Annotated in this window: 12 protein-coding genes and 1 tRNA gene; 1 reads left to right on the forward strand and 12 read right to left on the reverse strand. The window is 67.0% G+C overall.

Annotated features, from left to right (window positions below; translation table 11 throughout):
* The first annotated feature begins 531 nt into the window (after window positions 1-531).
* A tRNA-Ser gene (locus PLE19_06520) sits at window positions 532-623 on the forward strand.
* Window positions 624-698: 75 nt separating this feature from the next.
* On the opposite strand, the gene glgC is transcribed toward PLE19_06520, so the two are convergent.
* From glgC to PLE19_06580, 12 genes are all read right to left on the reverse strand, one after another.
* Window positions 699-1,943 (reverse strand): glucose-1-phosphate adenylyltransferase, encoded by a 1,245-nt coding sequence (glgC, locus tag PLE19_06525; protein HPD14582.1) that lies wholly within the window; start codon window positions 1,941-1,943, stop codon window positions 699-701.
* 15 nt (window positions 1,944-1,958) lie between these two features.
* Window positions 1,959-2,333, reverse strand: coding sequence for a response regulator (locus tag PLE19_06530; GenBank protein HPD14583.1), 375 nt, complete (start codon window positions 2,331-2,333; stop codon window positions 1,959-1,961).
* A 22-nt stretch (window positions 2,334-2,355) separates the two neighbouring features.
* On the reverse strand, window positions 2,356-5,445 hold the full coding sequence (locus PLE19_06535) for a GAF domain-containing protein (GenBank protein ID HPD14584.1): 3,090 nt from the start codon (window positions 5,443-5,445) through the stop codon (window positions 2,356-2,358).
* A gap of 30 nt (window positions 5,446-5,475) precedes the next feature.
* Complete coding sequence (gene glgA, locus PLE19_06540; GenBank protein HPD14585.1) at window positions 5,476-6,933, reverse strand: glycogen synthase GlgA; 1,458 nt, start codon at window positions 6,931-6,933, stop codon at window positions 5,476-5,478.
* A gap of 53 nt (window positions 6,934-6,986) precedes the next feature.
* The gene (gene galT / locus PLE19_06545; GenBank protein HPD14586.1) at window positions 6,987-7,985 is read right to left on the reverse strand and encodes a galactose-1-phosphate uridylyltransferase; all 999 of its coding nucleotides are present in this window, start codon (window positions 7,983-7,985) and stop codon (window positions 6,987-6,989) included.
* A 55-nt stretch (window positions 7,986-8,040) separates the two neighbouring features.
* Window positions 8,041-10,206 (reverse strand): glycoside hydrolase family 57 protein, encoded by a 2,166-nt coding sequence (locus PLE19_06550; protein HPD14587.1) that lies wholly within the window; start codon window positions 10,204-10,206, stop codon window positions 8,041-8,043.
* 1,273 nt (window positions 10,207-11,479) lie between these two features.
* The gene (locus PLE19_06555; GenBank protein HPD14588.1) at window positions 11,480-12,145 is read right to left on the reverse strand and encodes a class I SAM-dependent methyltransferase; all 666 of its coding nucleotides are present in this window, start codon (window positions 12,143-12,145) and stop codon (window positions 11,480-11,482) included.
* 19 nt (window positions 12,146-12,164) lie between these two features.
* Window positions 12,165-12,899, reverse strand: coding sequence for a glycosyltransferase family 2 protein (locus PLE19_06560; protein ID HPD14589.1), 735 nt, complete (start codon window positions 12,897-12,899; stop codon window positions 12,165-12,167).
* Window positions 12,896-14,125: a glycosyltransferase family 39 protein gene (locus PLE19_06565; GenBank protein ID HPD14590.1), complete on the reverse strand. Its 1,230-nt coding sequence runs from the start codon at window positions 14,123-14,125 to the stop codon at window positions 12,896-12,898. Before PLE19_06565 ends, PLE19_06560 begins: the two co-directional genes overlap by 4 nt.
* Entirely contained in the window at window positions 14,106-15,302 is a 1,197-nt protein-coding gene (locus tag PLE19_06570; protein HPD14591.1) for a glycosyltransferase family 4 protein, read from the reverse strand. Before PLE19_06570 ends, PLE19_06565 begins: the two co-directional genes overlap by 20 nt.
* On the reverse strand, window positions 15,299-16,423 hold the full coding sequence (locus PLE19_06575) for a glycosyltransferase (GenBank protein ID HPD14592.1): 1,125 nt from the start codon (window positions 16,421-16,423) through the stop codon (window positions 15,299-15,301). Before PLE19_06575 ends, PLE19_06570 begins: the two co-directional genes overlap by 4 nt.
* 94 nt (window positions 16,424-16,517) lie before the next feature.
* Entirely contained in the window at window positions 16,518-18,014 is a 1,497-nt protein-coding gene (locus tag PLE19_06580) for a hypothetical protein (protein HPD14593.1), read from the reverse strand.
* Window positions 18,015-18,161: the final 147 nt, after the last annotated feature.

The raw sequence follows: 18,161 nt of genomic DNA on the forward strand, positions 1-18,161 counted from the left end.
GTCAGCCGTTGCCGCCTGGGGTTGTGCCCGTGCTGCGGGCGTGGCTGTCGGGGCGGGCAGAGGGCGCGCCGGTGTTTCCGCTGCCGTCCGACACGGCGGGGATGCTGCGGCGCGACCTGGCCGCCGCGCGCGAAGCGTGGCTTGCCGAGGCGGGGCCAGAAGACAGGGCGCGGTGGGAGCAAAGCGACTTCCTGTGCTACCGCGACCATCAGGGCCGCTACCGTGACTTCCACGCGCTGCGGCACGGCTTCGCAACGGCAGTGGCCCGCGTTGCCACGCCTCGTGTCGCGCAAGACCTGGCCCGCCATTCGACGCCGGCGTTGACCATCGGCACCTACTCCCACAGTGACGACGCTGAGCGGTCCCGGGCCGTGGCGCAGTTGCCTCTGGCCCGCAGCGCATGTGCAGCGGTCCGGTGGCACGAGGCAGCACAGAAGGCCATCAATGCAGCGCCTTGCGCTGTACGGCCCGATGTGGTATACTCGATGGCATATGGCGAGAATCGCCGATTTGACAGCGTAGACGCCTGCTGGCGGGTTGGCCGAGTGGTCGAAGGCGACGGTTTTGAAAACCGTTGACGGCAGAAATGTCGTCCGGGGGTTCGAATCCCTCACCCGCCGCCACGGACAGGTTGGCGGCGCGAGGCGCCGGCTGGTGCGGTGCGCGGGCTGGGGGGACGGGGCAGCGGCCCGCGGGCCTCAGGCATACTGCTTGCCGCGCGGCACGACGACAATCCCCTTGGTTGTGACGGTATAAGCGGCGGCATCGGCGGCACGGTCGAGGCCAATGACGGTGCCGTCGGGTATGTGAACTCCCTTGTCAATGATGGCGCGGTGAATTGTGCAGCCGCGGCCGATGGTGCAGTCGTCCATGATGATGGATTCGGTGACGCGGGCGCCTTCCTCCACGCGAACGCTGGGGGAGAGGATGGAACGTTCCACGTAGCCGCCGCTGACGATGCAGCCGGGGGAGATGAGGGAGTTGATGACCATGCCGCGGCGCCCCTGGGGGCCGTCCTCGTTGAAGACGGTCTTCGCGGGGGGAACCTGGAGAGGGGCGGTGCGGATGGGCCAGTCATCGTCGTAGAGGTTGAAGAGAGGGTCGACTTCCACCAGGTCGAGATTGGCCTCCCAGTAGGCGTCGCGGGTGCCGATGTCGCGCCAGTACTTCTGGGGCTTCTTGTTCTCGTCCTTGAAGTCGTGGGCGTAGACGGCGTGGGTCTTGATCATGTGGGGAATGATGTTCTTGCCGAAGTCGTGCTGCGAGTCCCGCTTGGCGTCGGCGATGATCTCCCGGACCAGCACGGGGGTGTTGAAGAGATAGACGCCCATGGAGGCGAGGCAGAGGTTTGGGGAGCCCGGGAGAGTCGGCGGGTCCTCGGCCTTTTCTTTGAAATCTATGATCCGCGATTCGCGGTCCACCACGGCAACCCCAAGGCGTTTGGCTTCTTCCTTGGGCACCGGGATGCAGGCGATGGTGAGGTCGGCGCTCTTCTCCAGGTGCGCGTCGAGCATGGCGCGGTAGTTCATCTTGTAGACGTGGTCGCCGGAGAGGATGAAGGTGAGGTGGGGGCGCTCCTGCTCGAGCGTGTAGATGTTCTGGTAGATGGCATCGGCCGTGCCGAGGTACCAGGAGGTGCTCATCCGCTGCTGGGGGGGAATGCATCGGATGAACTCGCCAAGTTCGTGGCTGAGGATGTTCCAGGCGAAGTGGATGTGGTAGTCGAGGGAACTGCTTTTGTACTGGGTGAGGACGAAGACGCGGCGGATGCCGGAATTGATGCAGTTGGACAGGGTGAAGTCAATGATGCGGTAGGTGCCGCCGAAGGGGACCGCCGGCTTGGCTCGGTCGCGGGTCAGGGGGTAGAGGCGCTCGCCTTGCCCGCCGGCGAGGATCATGGCGATGACTTTGAGGCGCGGACCGTGTGAGGTGATGATCGACATGCGGGGGCTCCGGGGTCACGGGGTCTCGTGGGCGCCGTGCTTGGCCAACACGCGCTTGATCTCGGACTTCAGCTCTGCGAGGTCGGACGACTTGACGACGTAGGCGTCGGCCGACCAGGCCATGAAGTTGTCCTTGTACGTGGCATAGGCGGTGTGGAGGATGATGGGAATGCGGTTGTTCGTGGCCAGGATGCGCCCGAGGGCCTCGATGCCGTCCATGTCCGGCATTGCCACGTCCAGGACCACAAGGTCGGGGGTCACCTTCTTCACGGTCTCGAGTGCTTCGGTGCCGCCGCCTGCCACCACGACATCGTAGCCCTCCTCGCGGAGTTCTTCGGCGAAGAGGAGTTGCTGATGGGCGTCGTCCTCGACAAGCAGAATCAGAGCCATGGTGCGTTCTCCGTGCTGGGGTTCAATGCGTTTCTTTCTCGGGAATGGGCAGCGAGAGCGTGAAGGAGCTGCCCGCGCCCGGTGCGCTGTCAACCAGGATCTCTCCGCCATGGTCGTGGATGATCTTCTGGCTGACGGAGAGCCCCAGCCCTGTGCCGCCGACTTTGGTGGTGAAGAACGGCTGGAACAGGTTCTCGCGGACGCTCTCGGACATGCCTTGTCCTGTGTCCGTAAGCACCACCTCAACCCGGTCCGCGAGGGCTCGGGTGGTGATGGTGAGTTCTCCGCCGTTGGGCATGGATTCGATGGCGTTCTGGCAGAGGTTGAGCAGCACCTGGCGGATCTGCTCCGGGTCGAAGCGCAGGAGCGGGCAGTTGGGGTCGAGCTTCTTGTGCACGACGATGTGGCGTTCGGCGAACACGTTCTCGTGGAAGGAGCAGAGGGCCTCGACCGACTCGTTGAGGTCGCGTTCGCGGAGGACCGGGGTGCCGGGCTTCGAGAAGTTCATCACATTGGCCAGGATTTGCTCCAGGCGTTCCACCTCTTCGAGGATGATTCGCGCGTTGCGTTCGACTTTGGGTGCGTTGGTGGTGGCTCGGAGGATCGCGCGGGAGAAGCCGCCGATGGTGGCCAGGGGATTGCGGATCTCGTGGGCCACGTGGGCGGCCAGCCTGCCGACGACCGCGAGGCGCTCGGAGCGGACGAGGCGGTCGCGCGTCTCCTCGAGTTCGGCGACTTTCTCCTCCAGGCGTTTGTAGGCGGTGGCCGCCGCGATGGCCAGGCCGGCATGGTTGGCGAAGGTCTGAAGCATTTCGACCTCGCGCTCGCCGATGGGATGGTCGGTGAAGGCGTTGTCGGCAATGATGACGCCCAACGCGTCGTCGCGCGCGATCAGGGGCACGCAGACACACTGCCGCGCCCAGAGAAGCGACCGCAGGGAGGGGCTCACCCCGAGGTCGGCGTTGGCCACCAGGAGCGGGCGCTGCTCCACGAGGGCGCGCACGGGCACCTGCTGGGTGTCGGAGAGCGGCATGTGAATCTGGCGGGCCAGATAGCGCATGGCGTTCCCCTCCGCTGTCCTCGCCGCGTCCACCGTCGCCAGCAGATCGTCGAGCGTCTGCGCCCGCTGGGAGAGTTCGCGCCAGATTCTCGATGCCTCCTCGTGAGAAGTCGGCCCGACGCCCAGTTGGCCCTCGAGCAGGGTGCGGTCCTCATTCACCAGGAGCAGGAACGCTCGGTTGAAGCCCAGGCCAGGGCCCGCCGTGACGCAGACGAGCACCATGTGAAGGAGGCGGTCCAGCTCCACAACGCCCTGCATGACCTGGCTCAGCTTGTGGAGGAGGGCGAGGCGCTCGATGTTCTGCACGTGCTCGGTCACATCGGAGGCGAGCATCAGAATCTGGGTGACGTTGCCGGCGGCGTCGCGGATCGGGGCGAAGATGTTCTGGAAGTGACGCGTGCCGAGGCGCTCGCTGTGTCTGCATTGGGTGTCGGACTGTGCTTCACCGGTCGTGAACGTCAGCAGCGCTCGGCAGTTGGGGCAGGGGAGCTGCTGGCTCGAGTGGAGAATGTGGCATTTCTGGCCCACGAGGGAGCTGTCGTTGCCGAACCAGCGGTTGATGGTCTTGTTGCACCACGCGATGGTGAGGTCGGGGTCGATCAGGGCGAGGCCCGCCCCCATGGCCGAAACGACGTCGTCCAGCTTCTGCTTCTCACGCAGGAGGGCCTCTTGCGCGAGGCGGCGGTCGGTGATGTCGTTGATGAACACCAGCGCTCGCCGTTGGGCGCGCCGGGCGACAGGGCTGAGATGAATGTCCGCGATGCACCTGCCACGGGGCAGTGCGATGGGGACGGCGGGGAAGGTCCGCGGCCCCTCGCCGTCAATGAGGGCCTCGATGGCCCGATGCAGCGACGGGGCGAAGGTGGGGTCGAACTCGAGGAAGTGGTCGAGACTCTGGCCGATCAACTCCTCGCGCGGGTGCTGCACTAGCTGGCTGGCGGCGGCGTTGGCGGCCACGATGGTGCGAACGCGATCTACGACCAGCACTGAGGAAGGGATGGCGGCCAGGATGCTCTCGTCGAGCTCTTTGAGATAGCGCATCTCGTCGTACAGGCGGACGTTCTCGATCGCTTGCGCCACCTGGTCGGCAAGGGTCTCGAGCGCCGTCGCGTCCGTGAGATCGAAGGCTCCCTGTTCCGTGCACTCGATGTTGATGACCCCGACGACGTCCCCCGCGATCTTGATGGGGACGACGAGTTCCGAGCGCGACGAGCGCTCGCCCTCGAAGGCCAGGATATAGTGGGGGTCGCGGGTGACATCGTCGGCGAGCAGTGTCTCGCCGGTCTTGGCCGCCCAGCCGACCATGCCGACGCCGATGGCTTGGCGATAGCCGATGACCGAGGCCGCCTTATAGGCGCCCGCTTGGGCGCGCAAGACGACCTCGTTGGCCGGCCGGTCCACCAGGAAAATCGAAACATCGTAGTAGGCGAACTGCTGCTGGATCAGCACCGCGGTCTCGGCCAGCAGGGCGTCGAGGTCCAGAATACTGAGGGCGCGCCGCGCCACCTGATTAATGATGGCGAGGTGATGCGACCGCTTGCGCTCGGCGTCGAAGAGCTTGCCGCGGTCAATGGCCACCGTCACCTGCTCGGCGATGCTGGCCAGAAGCTCGATGTCGGTGGCGGTAAAGGGGTCGAGTGTTCGGCGCGCAAAAGCAAGGGCGCCCAGGACGCGCTGGCTCGAAACCAGGGGCAGTGCGAGGCAGGAGATCACGCCCTCCTCGACGAGCGGGAGGTCGCCCGGAAAGCGAGACTCAACGCGCAGGTCCGCGATGGCCAGGGGCTGGCGGCTCTGAACAACCTCGCCCAGCACGTGACCCTCGAGGTCTATGAGCGCTCCGCTGGAGCGCGTGGTGCCCGGGTGCGAGACGGGAACCAGGAGCCTGAGATGGCGCCCGGCTTCGTCAAGGAGGCCCAGGACGAGGCGGTCGAAGGCCGTGAGGCGGCGGACCTCCTTGGCGATCACGTCCAGGATGTCATTGAGCTCGACCGTGGCATTGATGCTCTTCGAGATCTCGAAGATGCTGCTCAGCCACTCGCGGGTCATCGCCATATTCCGCCCTCCTCCTGGGAGGTGGAGGGATCAGGAGTGGACCTTCAGGTAGAGGGCCTGGTACTCCCGGGCGCTCTTGTTCCACGACCAGTCCTGCCGCATGCCCGTCTGGATGAGTCGGCGCCAGGCGCGCGGGTTGCTGTAGAGCCGCAGGGCGCGCCGCACGGCATGCAAGAGGGCAGGGGCGGCATAGGTCTCGAAGCTGAAGCCATTGGCCGTGCCCTTGGCCAGGCTGGTCGGAGTGCAGTTCGTGATCGTGTCGGCGAGGCCCCCGGTCTTGCGCACGATGGGGGCCGTGCCATATCTGAGGCTGTAGAGCTGGTTGAGCCCGCACGGTTCGTAGCGGGAGGGCATGAGATACATGTCGCAGCCGGCCTCGATCTGGTGGGCCAGCTCGTTGCTGAAGGTCAGGTGCGCGGCAACGTGGCGCGGGTACCGCCTGGCGAAGTCGGCGAAGAGATCCTGGAGAGATTGCTTGCCCGTCCCCAGGAGTACGAACTGAGTGTCCAGCTCGACGAGGTTGGGGAGGATGGATGCGACCAGGTCCAGCCCCTTCTGTTCGTCGAGGCGCGACACGATGCCCAGGAGAGGCACATCGCGTGGCGGCAGGCCCGAGAGTTCCTGGACTTTGCGCTTGCACACCGCCTTGCCCGCGAGGTCGTCTGGGCTGTACGGGGCCGGCAGGTACGGGTCCGTCGCCGGGTCCCAGACGGTGTAGTCAATGCCGTTGATGATCCCGTGCAAGTGGGCTGACCGGTCGGCGAGCACCCCCTCGAGGCCACAGCCATATTCCCTGGTCTGGATCTCCTTGGCGTAACGGCGGGAGACGGTGGTGAGCAGGTCGGCGGCAACGAGGCCGCCCTTGAGCAGGTTGAGCTTCCCGTAGAACTCGAGTTCCCGCCAGGTGAAGTGGGACCAGTCGAGGCCCGTGAGCGCGAATGCCTCGCGAGGGAACACCCCCTGATAGGCCAGGTTATGGATCGTGAGGATTGAGTGAGAGTTGTGATAGAAGCGGTCGGCAGAGTGCGCGGCCCTCAGGTACACGGGCACGAGCGCCGCCTGCCAGTCGTTGCAGTGGTAGATGTCGGGCGCCCAGTTGAGCGCCCGTGTCGCCGCCAGCACGGCTCGCGAGAAGAAGATGAAGCGCTCGGCGTTGTCGGGGTAGTCGCCGGCGGGGGTGCCGTAGAGCTGCGGCCGATCGTAGAAGGGCGGGTGGTCCACCAGATAGACGGGGACGTCGCTCCCCGGCAGGGTGGTACGGAGCAGGGCTGCGGTATGGGTCTCGGCGCCCAGGGGGGCCGAGAGGCGCAGCCCCGTGTCGGCCACTCGATCCGCGAACTTCTGACGGGCCGACTGGTAGTAGGGCATGATGACCGCGACGTCGTTGCCGAGCGCGCGGAGCGCACTGGGGATGGCTCCGGCGACGTCGGCCAGCCCGCCGGTCTTGGCGAAGGGGACGACCTCGGCGCTAACGAAGAGGATTCTCACGCTGGCCTCCGGGTTACTGGGATGCGTCGTGTGGACTCTGCCCTTCGGGGACGTCAGGGCTCGATGTTACGCAGGAACTCCGCCGCGGTCTCCGGTGGCACGGGGTTGATGTAGAAGCCCGTGCCCCACTCAAAACCCGCCACCTTGGTGAGCCGCGGGATGATCTCGATGTGCCAGTGGTAGTAATCAATGGCGCCTACATCGAAGGGCGAGGTGTGGATGATGTAATTGTACGCCGGCATGTTCAGCGCCTTCTCGATCTTGGCCAGCGTCATCCGCAGGCAGTACGCCAGTTCCTCAGTGCCGAGCTTGGCGATCTCCTCGTAGTGCGCCATGTGCTGTTTCGGGAGTATCCAGGTCTCGAAAGGAAACCGCGCGGCGTACGGCTCGTAGGCGAGGAACTTTTCGGTGTCGAGCACCACGCGGTCGCCATCCTCGAGCTCCTGGCTCACGATGTCGCAGAAGATGCAGCGACCCCGGTAGTCGTAGAAGGCCCTGCCGCCGCGCATCTCGTCGGCCACGGTGCGAGGCACCGTGGGCAGCACGATGAGTTGCGAGTGGGTGTGCTCCAGCGAGGCGCCCGCCGTCTTGCCCACGTTCTTGAAGACCATGCCATACGTGAAGCGAACGTCGCGCTTGAGGTCCGCCAGGCGATCGCGGTAGGCCCACAACACGTCCTGGATCTGCGGCTGGCCGAGCGCGGTGAGGGTGGTGGCGTGCTGGGGCGTCTCGATGATCACCTCGTGCGCGCCCACCCCGTTCATCCGGTCATAGAGGCCCACGCCGCGCTTGTCGAGGTTGCCCTCGATCTGGAGGGCGGGGAATTTGTTGGGCACGACGCGCAGGCGCCAGCCGGGGCGGTTGGGCGCCGTTCCGGCCGCGCGGTAGGCGATGATCTCGGGAGGCGTCTTGTCTTCATTGCCCTCGCAGAAGGGGCAGAAGCTTGGTGCGGGCTCGGGGGGTTCGCCGTGGAAGTCCGTCGGGCGTTTCGCCCGCTCGGTGGCGATGATCACCCACCGGCCCATGATCGGATCCTTGCGAAGCTCTGGCATTCGCGCCACTCCTTTATCGTCGGGCGGCCTTCCGGAGGCGCGCTCTGACCCTGGCTCATGCCTGCCACATCTCTCGTTCGAAGTCTGGTGTCGGCACTTCGAACGCCAGCACGCCGGCTCGCGGCGCGCGCTCCACCAGGACGCCGTCGGACATCAGCCGCACGTGAAAACGCACCGGCTCGCGCGGCCGGAACCCGAGGGCGTCAAAGGGGCAGGCGACCTCGAGCACCTCGCGCTGCGCGGCGCGGCACTCTGGGGCGTCGTGTCCGTCGAGGCGGACTCGCAGGGGGGGTGACCCGAGGACGCCGACCTCGACGTTCAGGTCCCGCGGCTCGCTGAAGCACAGGAGCACCCGCGCCGGCCCGTGGAGATTCTGCAGCAGATCGGCCACGAAGTCAAGGCGCAGGTAGAACTCGCGCTCGTCGAAGCCGAAATGGATGCGCTGGATGACGTCGGGGGTCCCCTTCTGCATCACGCCGAAGTCGTGAGTCCGCGTGTAGAGGCCCGCCCCAGCCCAGTCGAAGAAGCCCCCGCCGCTGCCGTCCACCGCTGGCCGAATGAATGCGGTCGGCTGCCTGAAGAGGAGGGCATGCGGCTGCGAGATCGGCTCTGCCAGCTCGTCGGGCACTCGCTCGCCGAGGAGCCGGTAGATGTTGGCGAGGTGCTGGCGGAAGAGGCGGTCGAACTCCGCGTCCTGAAGCGACGATCGATCGTCGCCGTACCACCAGAACCAGTCGCTGCCTTCGGCCACGTAGAGTTCCTCCCAGGCTGCCGCGAGGCCGGGCGTGTCGGGAGCTGCCGCGGAACGGGCGGCGAGAAAGTCGCGGGCCGCCGCCAGCAGTTCCCAGGCTCTGCGGTCCTCCGCGTGGCCGATCCAGACGCCGAAGTCGCTGTTGATCCACGAGCCGGGGAACAGGCGGGGCAGAGTCGCACGCGGCGGGAGGGCCTCGAGAGCTTCAGAAACGGTGAGCGGCCGAATCCCGGGCGTGCCGCCCAGGAGAGAGTAGAGCTCGTGCAGGAAGTCCTCTCCACTGTTGCGGTAATACTCCCAGGCGTTCTCGCCATCCAGGATCACGGCCACCAGCGTGTCTTTGCCGTCCGCCGCCCTCCGGATGGCCAGGAGGCGTCCGACGAAATCCCGCGCGGCTTCCTGAGGGGGCCGGTGATAGTACTGGAAGCCGATCAGGTCCGACAGCACGCGGTCGCGGAAGATGATCGCGATGTCGGCGCCGCCGGCCGCAGTGCGGTACGGTTGGTAAAGCTGGGGCCATTCCGCCAGCAGGCCGCTCGAATCGCGGTGAAGGGCGCAACCGAGACTGCGACAGAGGATGCCCTCGTCCGTGGCGAGCCACTGAATGCCCGCCTCGCGGGCTAGCGGCGGCACCTCGGGGCTCACGGCGCCCTCGGACGGCCACATTCCGCGCGGGGCCCCCCCGAAATGCGCCCTGTGCGCTTCCACCGCGCGCTTGACTTGAACCCGCGCATCCTCGGTGAAATCGGCCATCCGCCGCGGCAGGGTCAGCTTGGGGAGCGCTTCGCGCGCCGACTCCATCCGGCAGAGCAACGGCAGAATGGGGTGGTAGAACGGCGAGACCGTCAGTTCGGCGCTGCCGCGATCCTGAAGTGCGCGGTACATGGGCACAATCGCCGCCAGCACCTCGCGCTGTTTCGCGAGCATCGCTGCCTTGTCGTCTTCCGTGAAGTAGCGCCCCTTTGCCACGAGGGCGCGGAGAACCGGATCGTCGCGCAGCAACCGCGGGAAAAACCAGGCCAGCGTGGCCCACACTTGCAGGTCCAACAAGTCCCGCTGCGAGAACTCCGCCGCCACCTGCGACGCCATCTTCGTCGCGAAGCGGCGCTTCATCAACAGCTCGAAGTAGCGGGGGTGGGGACGGATCATCGTGTCGCGGTTGGCGTGGAAAAACTCGTTCAGCAGGAATTGCACCTCGGAGGGCGTGAGATCGGCGGCAGGCTTGGCCGTCAGCCGGAGGGCGCCCTCCTCGGCCGTGCCGGACGCGTAGTCGTCAAGCTGGGCGATCAGGCTGGGAACCAGGTTGAACGTCAGGTGCACCTCGGGATGCTGCCGCGCAAGCCAGGCCATGCCGTAGTAGTCCTTGATGCCGTGCAGGCGGACCCAGGGCATGGCGTAAGGCCCTTCGGGGCCTTCCCTGTAGCAGGGCTGGTGATGGTGCCAGAGCAGGCAGAAGTAGAGGTCGCCCATGAGTTCTATATGACCGCCCAGCCTGTCGCCATAGCGTCGAAGCTGGTGGAGGGACGTGGAGCGGAGCGTTCAATCTATGCGTATACATTACCAGTACTTGCGCGGCGAGTCAAGGAACCCGAACGCGGGGCATGGCCAGTGAGCCTGGCGCCAGCGCACCTACTCGTCGCCAGGCTCACGCAGATGAGGCACCCCGTTACCCTGCTGCCTCGTTCTCCTGCCGCCGGGAGATGAGTAAGTAGGGCGCTTTGCCGATCCGGGCGGCTCTATGGCCTCTCCGCCCATACTTGCTCAAATCCCTCCCCCCCTCAGTTGAGCAAGTATGGCGCTTTGGCGATTCGGACGGCTCTACGGCCTTCCCGCCCATACGTGCTCAATTCCTCCCACCTCCACGGTGAGCAAGTATGGCGTGGCGGCGCTCCGGGGAGGCGGTTGCAATGTCTGAAGTTGGGCTCTTCGGGGTTTGGCGATCTTGCCTCGCCTGGCCGGTGGAGGGTGTGGGCACGCCCTCTCCTGGCGGACCTGGGGGTTCCTGGGGAGGGCTGTGCCGAGTGGCTGGCGGGCGTCGCCTGTCCATGCTGTATCAACCCTGTGAGGGGGAGAGTGATACAGCATGGGTAGATGGGCGAGAATGGGCGATTCTCGCGGCTCCGGCCATATTCGCTCATCTGCGGGATGAGCAAGCATGTGAGCGGGAATGGCCGGAGGGCGTAAGGCGTTGCGGCATAGAGGGTTATGGCAAGGCCTCGCCACCGCAGCCCTCGTCCCGCGGTCCCCAGCGGCTGCCGCGTCGGGATCGCCAGACCCTGATGAGCCTGAAGTTGTTGAACGCAAGTCACTTGCGCACGGCTTCAGAGGACTGTCCATCAAACCCACCCCCGCCGGCTGCCAATCCATGGCCTTTCCTGAATGTGGCATCCTCTCCGGTGTGATTCTAGACCCCCACAGAGGGCTGCGCTGAGTCGTTGCCATGCCTAGTTCAGACCTCCGCGTGCCCCCGAGGTCTCCCTCCCGAAGGTTTCAACACCTTCGGAAGGGTAACAGAAAAGACGAGCGCCGGGGGCCTTGCCAACCTCCCGCGGGTTCGCAACCCGCGGGAGGTTCCCGCGCTGGGGGGTTAGGCTCCCGAACGTAGTGGAGCGCTCGGGAGAGGTGTGGCTCTCATGCTTGCCCCTATGCTTCCTCACCCTTCTCGCCCCTGCGCTCCGCGTGGGGGCGGGGGTTCGGACGTTCCTGCGTCCAGTCTTCCCCGAAGACGAAGAGGCCGCGCCGGTCAGGAACCGTGCTTTCGACAGACATACATGACGTGGGAGAGCGGGCGCCAGGCGTGAAGGGGAACGAAGGTGGCATCGAGGCCGAGGCGGCCGAAAAGGCCCTCGAACTGCGCCGGAGAGCGGAAGTGGACCCTGCCGCGGTAGAAGAGGGTGTCTACGGGGCGTGTGCATAAGTATTTCCACAGTGGACGTTTGCCGATTTCCTTCACGATCAGTGTGCCGTGCAGAGGGAGCCGCTCGACACAGCGCGCCACCAGCTCATCGCCTTCCGCAATCGAATGGAGATGGTGCAGCACATCGGCGACGACGATCGCGCGGCAGGGGAGGGGCTGCGACCGGAAGATGTCCTGGCAGTGGAACTCGGCGTTGGGAAGGGCCGCCGCGCGGGCCACCGCGATGCGCTGCGGCGACAAGTCGAAGCCGATCACGCGGCGCCGCGGGCTACGGATGGCCAGGTAGTTGGACAGCACGCCGTGGCCACAGCCGAGGTCGAGAATGGTGCCCTCGAGCGGGATGTGGGCCTCGATGCCCGGAATGTTCGAGTGCCAGTAGCGAAGCCAGCAGAAGAGGCTCGTGAGCCCATGCCCCGCGTAGCGTCGGAGCAGTTCGCCTCGCGCCGCTGCCCGGGGCACGATCCCCTCGTGAGCCTGGCCTTGCGGTTCCACGTGTCGAATACCTCTGCGCTCAGCGGACCCCTGGGTAGCGACCCAGGCGGATGTCCCGGCCTATCTGGAACAGTGCCAGCAGCGAGCGCCAGCCGTCGCGCAGCGGCCGAACCTTCGAAGTGGCCTGGACATGCGCCCAGCGGACCGGCGCCTCGCCGATGCGGTACCCGAGGCGCTCGGCGAGGACGAGGACCTCCGCGTCGAAACTCCAGTCGTCTCGGCGCGAGAGGCTGAAGAGGCGCTCGGCGGCGGGGCCACGGAAGGCCTTGAAGCCGCAGTTGAAGTCGGTCACACGGCTGCCCAGGATGCCGCGAGCGAGCCTGACGTAGAACTCGCCGAGGATGTGGCGGTGGGCAGGCGGCCGCGTCTCGATGCGGGCGTCCGGGACGCGCCGCGTGCCGATCGCAATGTCGCAGCCTGACGCCAGGAGCGGCCGGAGGCGCTCGAACTCGTCAATGGGCGTTGAATAGTCGGCGTCGAGGAAAAGGCGGATGTCGCCTGTCGCCGCCAACATCCCGTGGCGCACGACATAGCCCTTCCCCCGATTGGGCGAGCACGGGAGATGCCGGACGCCCGGCGTCCCTGCGGCGAGTTCGCGTTCGATCGCCGGCGTGTCATCCGTGCTCCCGTCGTCCACGAGGAGCAGTTCCCAGGTCATGCCCTGCTGCCGCAGCCATGCGAGCGTCGCCTCCGCAGTGCGGCGGATGTTCGCCGCCTCGTTGTACGTGGGGATCAGCACGGAGAGATCTATCACTCTTGCTTCCACAGGCTACCTAGTCGCTGTGATGCGAGGATGATGAGAAACGGCTCGATCGGCAGCCGATACCGCGTGATGGCCATGAACACCATGTGAAGAACCGTGTAGTAGGCGATGAGCAGGTAGAGGAGGGACAGGTCGCGCCAGCGACGCCGTTCGGCAAAGGCGCCCGCGGCCGCGAGCAGGAGGACCGGCGTGAAGGTCGCTCCCGCGATGACCGCGGGGATGAGGCCCACGGACGGCTCCGAGGCGTGCGGCCAGAGTCTCCAGAAGCGCACGAACTTGGCAGCGGCAAGCTCCAGGAAGCGCCCCGGGTGCGCGCGGATGTACGCCACGCCCAGTTGGTAGAACCTCCGGTCAATCTGCACCTCGCTCAGGCCGTCGAAGCTCGCCTTGTCGTCGGGCCAGAAGCAGTGGCCACCGCCGTCGGCCCGCTCGTTGTTCGTGACCCAGAGAGTGTAGCCTCCCTCCGTGGTTGCTGCGACGAGCGTCTGGTGGATGGCATAATTCCGCCCCCACCAGGCGCCCATCGGGGCGCAGAAGCCCGCGATGACCAAAGCGGCCTCCCAGGCGGCCCAACGCTTCGACGGCCGCGTGAGGAACACCCAGATGGCAACGGGCGCGACGAAGGCCAGCAGGGCGGACCGGCAGAGCGTGGCAAGCCCCAGCAGCGCGCCTGCCAGGGGCCAACGCCAGAGCGCGTTCTGAGCTCTCTGGGCGGTGAGCAAGACATTCACCGCAAGGCAAACGAGGAGTATGTAGGGGGTCTCCGTGACGATGGCGCCCGAGTAATAGATGAACCCTGGGTAGATAGCGGCAAGGGCGCCCGCGATGGCTCCCGCGCGCCGCCCAAACAGCCCCCGCGCCGTGCGAAGCACGACCACGCACGTCGCCGCGCTCAAGAGGGCCATGAACGCCCTGGCCACCGCATAGCTGTGCCCCAGGATGCCGTAGACCGCCGCCAGGAGAAGCGGCAGCAGCGGAGGACGGAACGAGTAGACGCGTATGGCGTGGTTCGGGTCGCTGAAGAGCCCCTGGTAGTCCCACTTGCACAGGCCCTTGCCGTCAAGGACGCTGAGGGCCAGCGCATCGTAGCTCGCGGCATCCGGGCCGAAGAGGGCGCCTCCGCGGCACTGAATGACGCCCACCCACGCCAGGCGCAGCACCAGCGCAAGGGCGAATACGGCGAGTTCCATGCGGCGGTCAGCGGCCAGCCACTTCACGGGAGATACGCTCCAGGCCGTCGGCAAAGGGTTCCCAGGAGAAACGAGCTTCGGCGTATGCGCGGCAGCGCTGCTCGAGGGCGACGTCGCCCTCGAACTCGTCGAGGAAGCGAGCCATCCCTTCCGCCAGCGCGGCGGGGCTCGCATCGCGTGTGATCAGCCGGGGATCGAAAGGTGCGAGCAGCTCCGGCGTCGCTCCCACCGGAGTCCCGAGCACCGGCGTGCCGCACGCGAACGCCTCGGCGGTGACGAGCCCGAACCCCTCCAGCGCGCGCGTAGGCAACACGAAGCAGTCGGCGGCGCGGTAGTAGAGCGGCAGGTCACGTTCCTCGACATAGCCCAGCAGGCGAACGCTCCCCTCGATCCTCAACTCGCGGACCCGCTGGTGCAGGGCCTCCTCGAGCGCCCCACGGCCGGCAACGAGAACAAGTGCCCGGCGCCCCTGATCGCGGAGAAACGCGGCTGCATCAATCAGCTCGAACAGCCCCATCCGATGCTCGAGCCTGCGGCACGTCAGGAAGATCGCCCGGTCGGTCGGCAGACGCAGCCTGGCTCGCGCGTCGCGGCGCGGGGGCTCGGGACGGAAGAAATCGAGGTCCGCGCCGCCGGGCAGCGTCTCGGCCTTCGCGGCTGCCGACGGAGCGAAGGAGGAGAGCAAGCGCCGCATGAAGTCGCTCAAGACGACCAGGCGCCGGCTCCGCGACACTACGGCGCCATCGAGCGCCATCAGAGCCATAGCCGCGAGCTTGCGGCGCAGGGATGCCCGCTCCGCCTCCCCGTGCCGGTCCATGTACTCCATGAAATAGATGGAGTGGAGGATAGCGACGAGGGGGACCTGCCTGAGCGCCCGCGCGCGCGCGGCGGCGAAAGCCGAGACGGGATGATGGGTATGCACCACGTCGAAACCGACCTCGCGTTGCAGGCGGCTCACAAGTTGCCCCACGGCGCGCATTGTGGACCAATAGAAGCGCAACCCGCTCTTGGCGGCCGTGTCGTAGCGGTGGATGTGCATCCCCGCCAGCGCCTCCTCCGCGACATGCCGCGGGTCGAGGCGCTGGGTCGCCACGTGCACGTCGTGTCCGCGTGCAGCGAGTCGGCGCCCCGCCTCATAGACCACGCGAAAGCTGCCCCCCTCGGCATCGGGATGCATCCAGCCCGCGACGACGAGGATTCTCATAGACCCAGCACCTCCCGGTAGATGCCGAACGTCGCCTGGGCGATTCGAGCGTCAGTGTAGTGAGCGAGGACGCGCTGACGCCCGCGCTCGGCCAGGTCGCGGCGGAGTTGCTCCGACCCCATCAGCCGGCCGAGCGCCTCCCCGAGCGCCTCGGGGCTTCCCTCGGGCACGGTGAGCCCGGCGTCCGCGATCACGTTGGGGATTTCACCACAGGTGGAGCCGACGACGGGCACCCCGCAGGCCATCGCTTCGATCAGCACGTGGCCGAACTGCTCCTTCCAGTGCGGTGCCTCGCGCGACGGAAGGACGAGCGCGTCCATGCAGTTCAGATACGACGGCATGTCGGCATGCGGCACGGTGTTGACAAGTACCGCGCGTCCCGCCAGCGGCGGCTGGGCGAAACGGCGGGCAACTTCGTCTCGCAAGGGGCCGCCGCCCACGACGAGCAGACTCCAGCCGGACTGCGGAAGGCGCATAGCGGCCTCGAGGAGCGTGTCAAGCCCCTTCTCGGGCACGAGGCGGCCGGCGAAACCGATCACGAAGGCGTGCAGCCCCAGACTCGCGCGGCGGGCACGCTCGTCCCGGCTCGCGTAACGCAGCTCGTCCACGCCGAACTGAGGAAGCACGTGGACTGGCTTCTGGAAGCCCTTCTCGCGGAGGATCGCGGCCGCCTCGGCATTGCCCGCGATAGCCGCGGCGGCGGCGGCGTGCACAGCGCGTTCGATGCGGTCGTGGGGGAAGCCGTGGCGTTGCCGGAGGTTCTGCCAGGTGAAGAAGATGGCCTTCACATGTGGCCTGCGGCGGCAGTGGCGGACCGCCTGCCACGCGGCGAGGCTCCAGGGCTCTTCCTCGATGTGCAGGATATCGGGTCTGAGGCGGCTGAGAGTGCGCCCAGCCCCCAGGTAGAGAAAACGATAGGTGTGAGACGAATAGAGCGTTCGCAGCGTCGCAATCCTGTAGTCGGGGTGCGCGGTACGCTCGACAGGGTAGACGCCGAACTCGCGGCGCACACGGCGTGGGCAGACCACCGAGAGCTCGATCCCCGGCATCTTCGCCAGGCGCTCCAGCTTCGCGTGGTTAGCCGCCACGACGTAGGAATGAGAGAACACGCACACCCGCATAGCAGCCCCTCTTCTGCCGCCGGAATCCCGGGCGGCCGGCGATCGCCGCGCGGAAGAGACTAACAGGTATGTGTGCGCCCGGCAAGCGGCGCCGTCATTTCAGGACGAAGACGGCGCACACGGGCCCCTGGAAGACCTGCTCCCAGCGATCGTCGGCGCGGAACATGGCCTGAAGCGAGCGCCGTCCCACCAGCGCCACGCGGACATGCCATCGCTCCATCAGCTCACGCCAGGTCTCGCGAGACTCCCAGGCATCCACGTAGGAGCGGAAAAACCGCGGCTCGTAGGCAAGCATCCCACGGCTGTCAATGAACACGGGGCGGCGGGTCCGCCACGCGATGTAGCCGCCGTGCTCGAACTCGTTGAAGAGGTTGCCGGCCGGGTGGTGCTCCTGGATGAACGCGAGCTCATGCTCGGGGAACCGACCATCGGCGATTCCCAGGCCGAACGGCACGGCGGCTCCGCTGGCGGCGGTTGCCATCACCGCGACGCCTGCCAACGCCGCTACCCCCAGCGCATAGAGTAGCGGACGCCCGATGCGGCTCAGGGGCCGGCGAAACAGGGTGCTCAGGCTGCGTGCCGCGATCGGCGCGGCCGCGACAGCGAACAGGTCAATGAAGCGCTCCGAGAACAGGGCCGCCGCCAGGGCGCCGAGGCAGAGGCCGACCTCCGTGACGTCTCGGCGCGAGATCGAGGCCACGAGAGAGCCCAGGGTAGCCACCCCCAGCACCGCGAAGCACGCGTGCCGCGTGCCGAGGTCCGACCACGCCACGGCCGCACGGTCTTGCAGCAACTCTTTGAGACCCGAGGCCACCTGCTTGCCGGCGTGCGTGAACGGCAGGCTCAGAATCTCGGCTCCGCCAGGATTCAGAAGCGTGAGCGGCACCAGCGCGAACGCGACGCCCCAGAGCCATGCCAGCTCGTGTCTGCCGCGGGGTGCAGGCGAAACATCCGCCATTCGCCGGGCCAGGGCCGCTCGAATCGTTTCGCCCGCCGCGAAGCCACCGGCCAGCCCAATGCCCAGGATCGCGCTCCCGTGGACGTTCGCCCAGACCACCTGGAGCGGCACGAGCGCGAGCAAACCGCGCGTCGCGCCGGCCCGCCAGCATTCCAGCACGAAGGCACAAAGGGCCAGCAGCAGCAGCCCGACCACTTGAGGACGCAGCGTGAAACGGAAGCGCGCCGCCCCCGCCGCTACCAGGACGATGACAGCGGCGACCACAAAGTCCGAGCCTTTGCGCCGCGCGGTGGCCAGCACCACGCCGAATGCGGCGGCCACCACGGCGGCCTTGACCAGCGTGGCCGCGTCCAGTCCCCCGATGCGCCACAGGCCGTACAGGCCCGCCTGGAACAGCCACTGGTGGTCAATCGCCGCCCGCTCCGGCTGGGTGTAGGACAGCAGGTTGGCGCGCGGCACCTGGCCGTTCTCGGCCATCCACCGCCCGAGTGAGAGGTGGACCCACGTGTCATACGACGAGACCTTGGTGACCGCCAGGGCGAAGCTCAGCGCGATCGTGAGGATGCCCAGCACCCACCTGGCCGCACGGCGAGGGTCACCCCCATGGCTCCTGGCGGCGGCTTGGTCAGTCATCCCCGGCGCTCCGCTGGTTGATGAATCCGCTGGCACGGGCTATAATACCCCCTGGGCGGGTCACCCTGCAAGGGGAGGGGAGGCGAGGAGCCTGGCAGCCGTCTCGTGCAGCACGCACAAGGAGCGCGTCGCCTCGTTGCGAATCTC

The organism is Planctomycetota bacterium (genome assembly GCA_035384565.1).
Classification (GTDB): domain Bacteria; phylum Planctomycetota; class PUPC01; order DSUN01; family DSUN01; genus DAOOIT01.

What these genes read in the sequence shown, in the direction of transcription:
- PLE19_06575 (HPD14592.1), bottom strand. Translation starts at nt 16,423, where the DNA reads ATGCGGGTGTGCGTGTTCTCTCATTCCTACGTCGTGGCGGCTAACCAC.
- PLE19_06580 (HPD14593.1), bottom strand. Translation starts at nt 18,014, where the DNA reads ATGACTGACCAAGCCGCCGCCAGGAGCCATGGGGGTGACCCTCGCCGT.
- PLE19_06550 (HPD14587.1), bottom strand. Translation starts at nt 10,206, where the DNA reads ATGGGCGACCTCTACTTCTGCCTGCTCTGGCACCATCACCAGCCCTGC.
- galT (HPD14586.1), bottom strand. Translation starts at nt 7,985, where the DNA reads ATGCCAGAGCTTCGCAAGGATCCGATCATGGGCCGGTGGGTGATCATC.
- PLE19_06535 (HPD14584.1), bottom strand. Translation starts at nt 5,445, where the DNA reads ATGGCGATGACCCGCGAGTGGCTGAGCAGCATCTTCGAGATCTCGAAG.
- PLE19_06530 (HPD14583.1), bottom strand. Translation starts at nt 2,333, where the DNA reads ATGGCTCTGATTCTGCTTGTCGAGGACGACGCCCATCAGCAACTCCTC.
- glgC (HPD14582.1), bottom strand. Translation starts at nt 1,943, where the DNA reads ATGTCGATCATCACCTCACACGGTCCGCGCCTCAAAGTCATCGCCATG.
- PLE19_06570 (HPD14591.1), bottom strand. Translation starts at nt 15,302, where the DNA reads ATGAGAATCCTCGTCGTCGCGGGCTGGATGCATCCCGATGCCGAGGGG.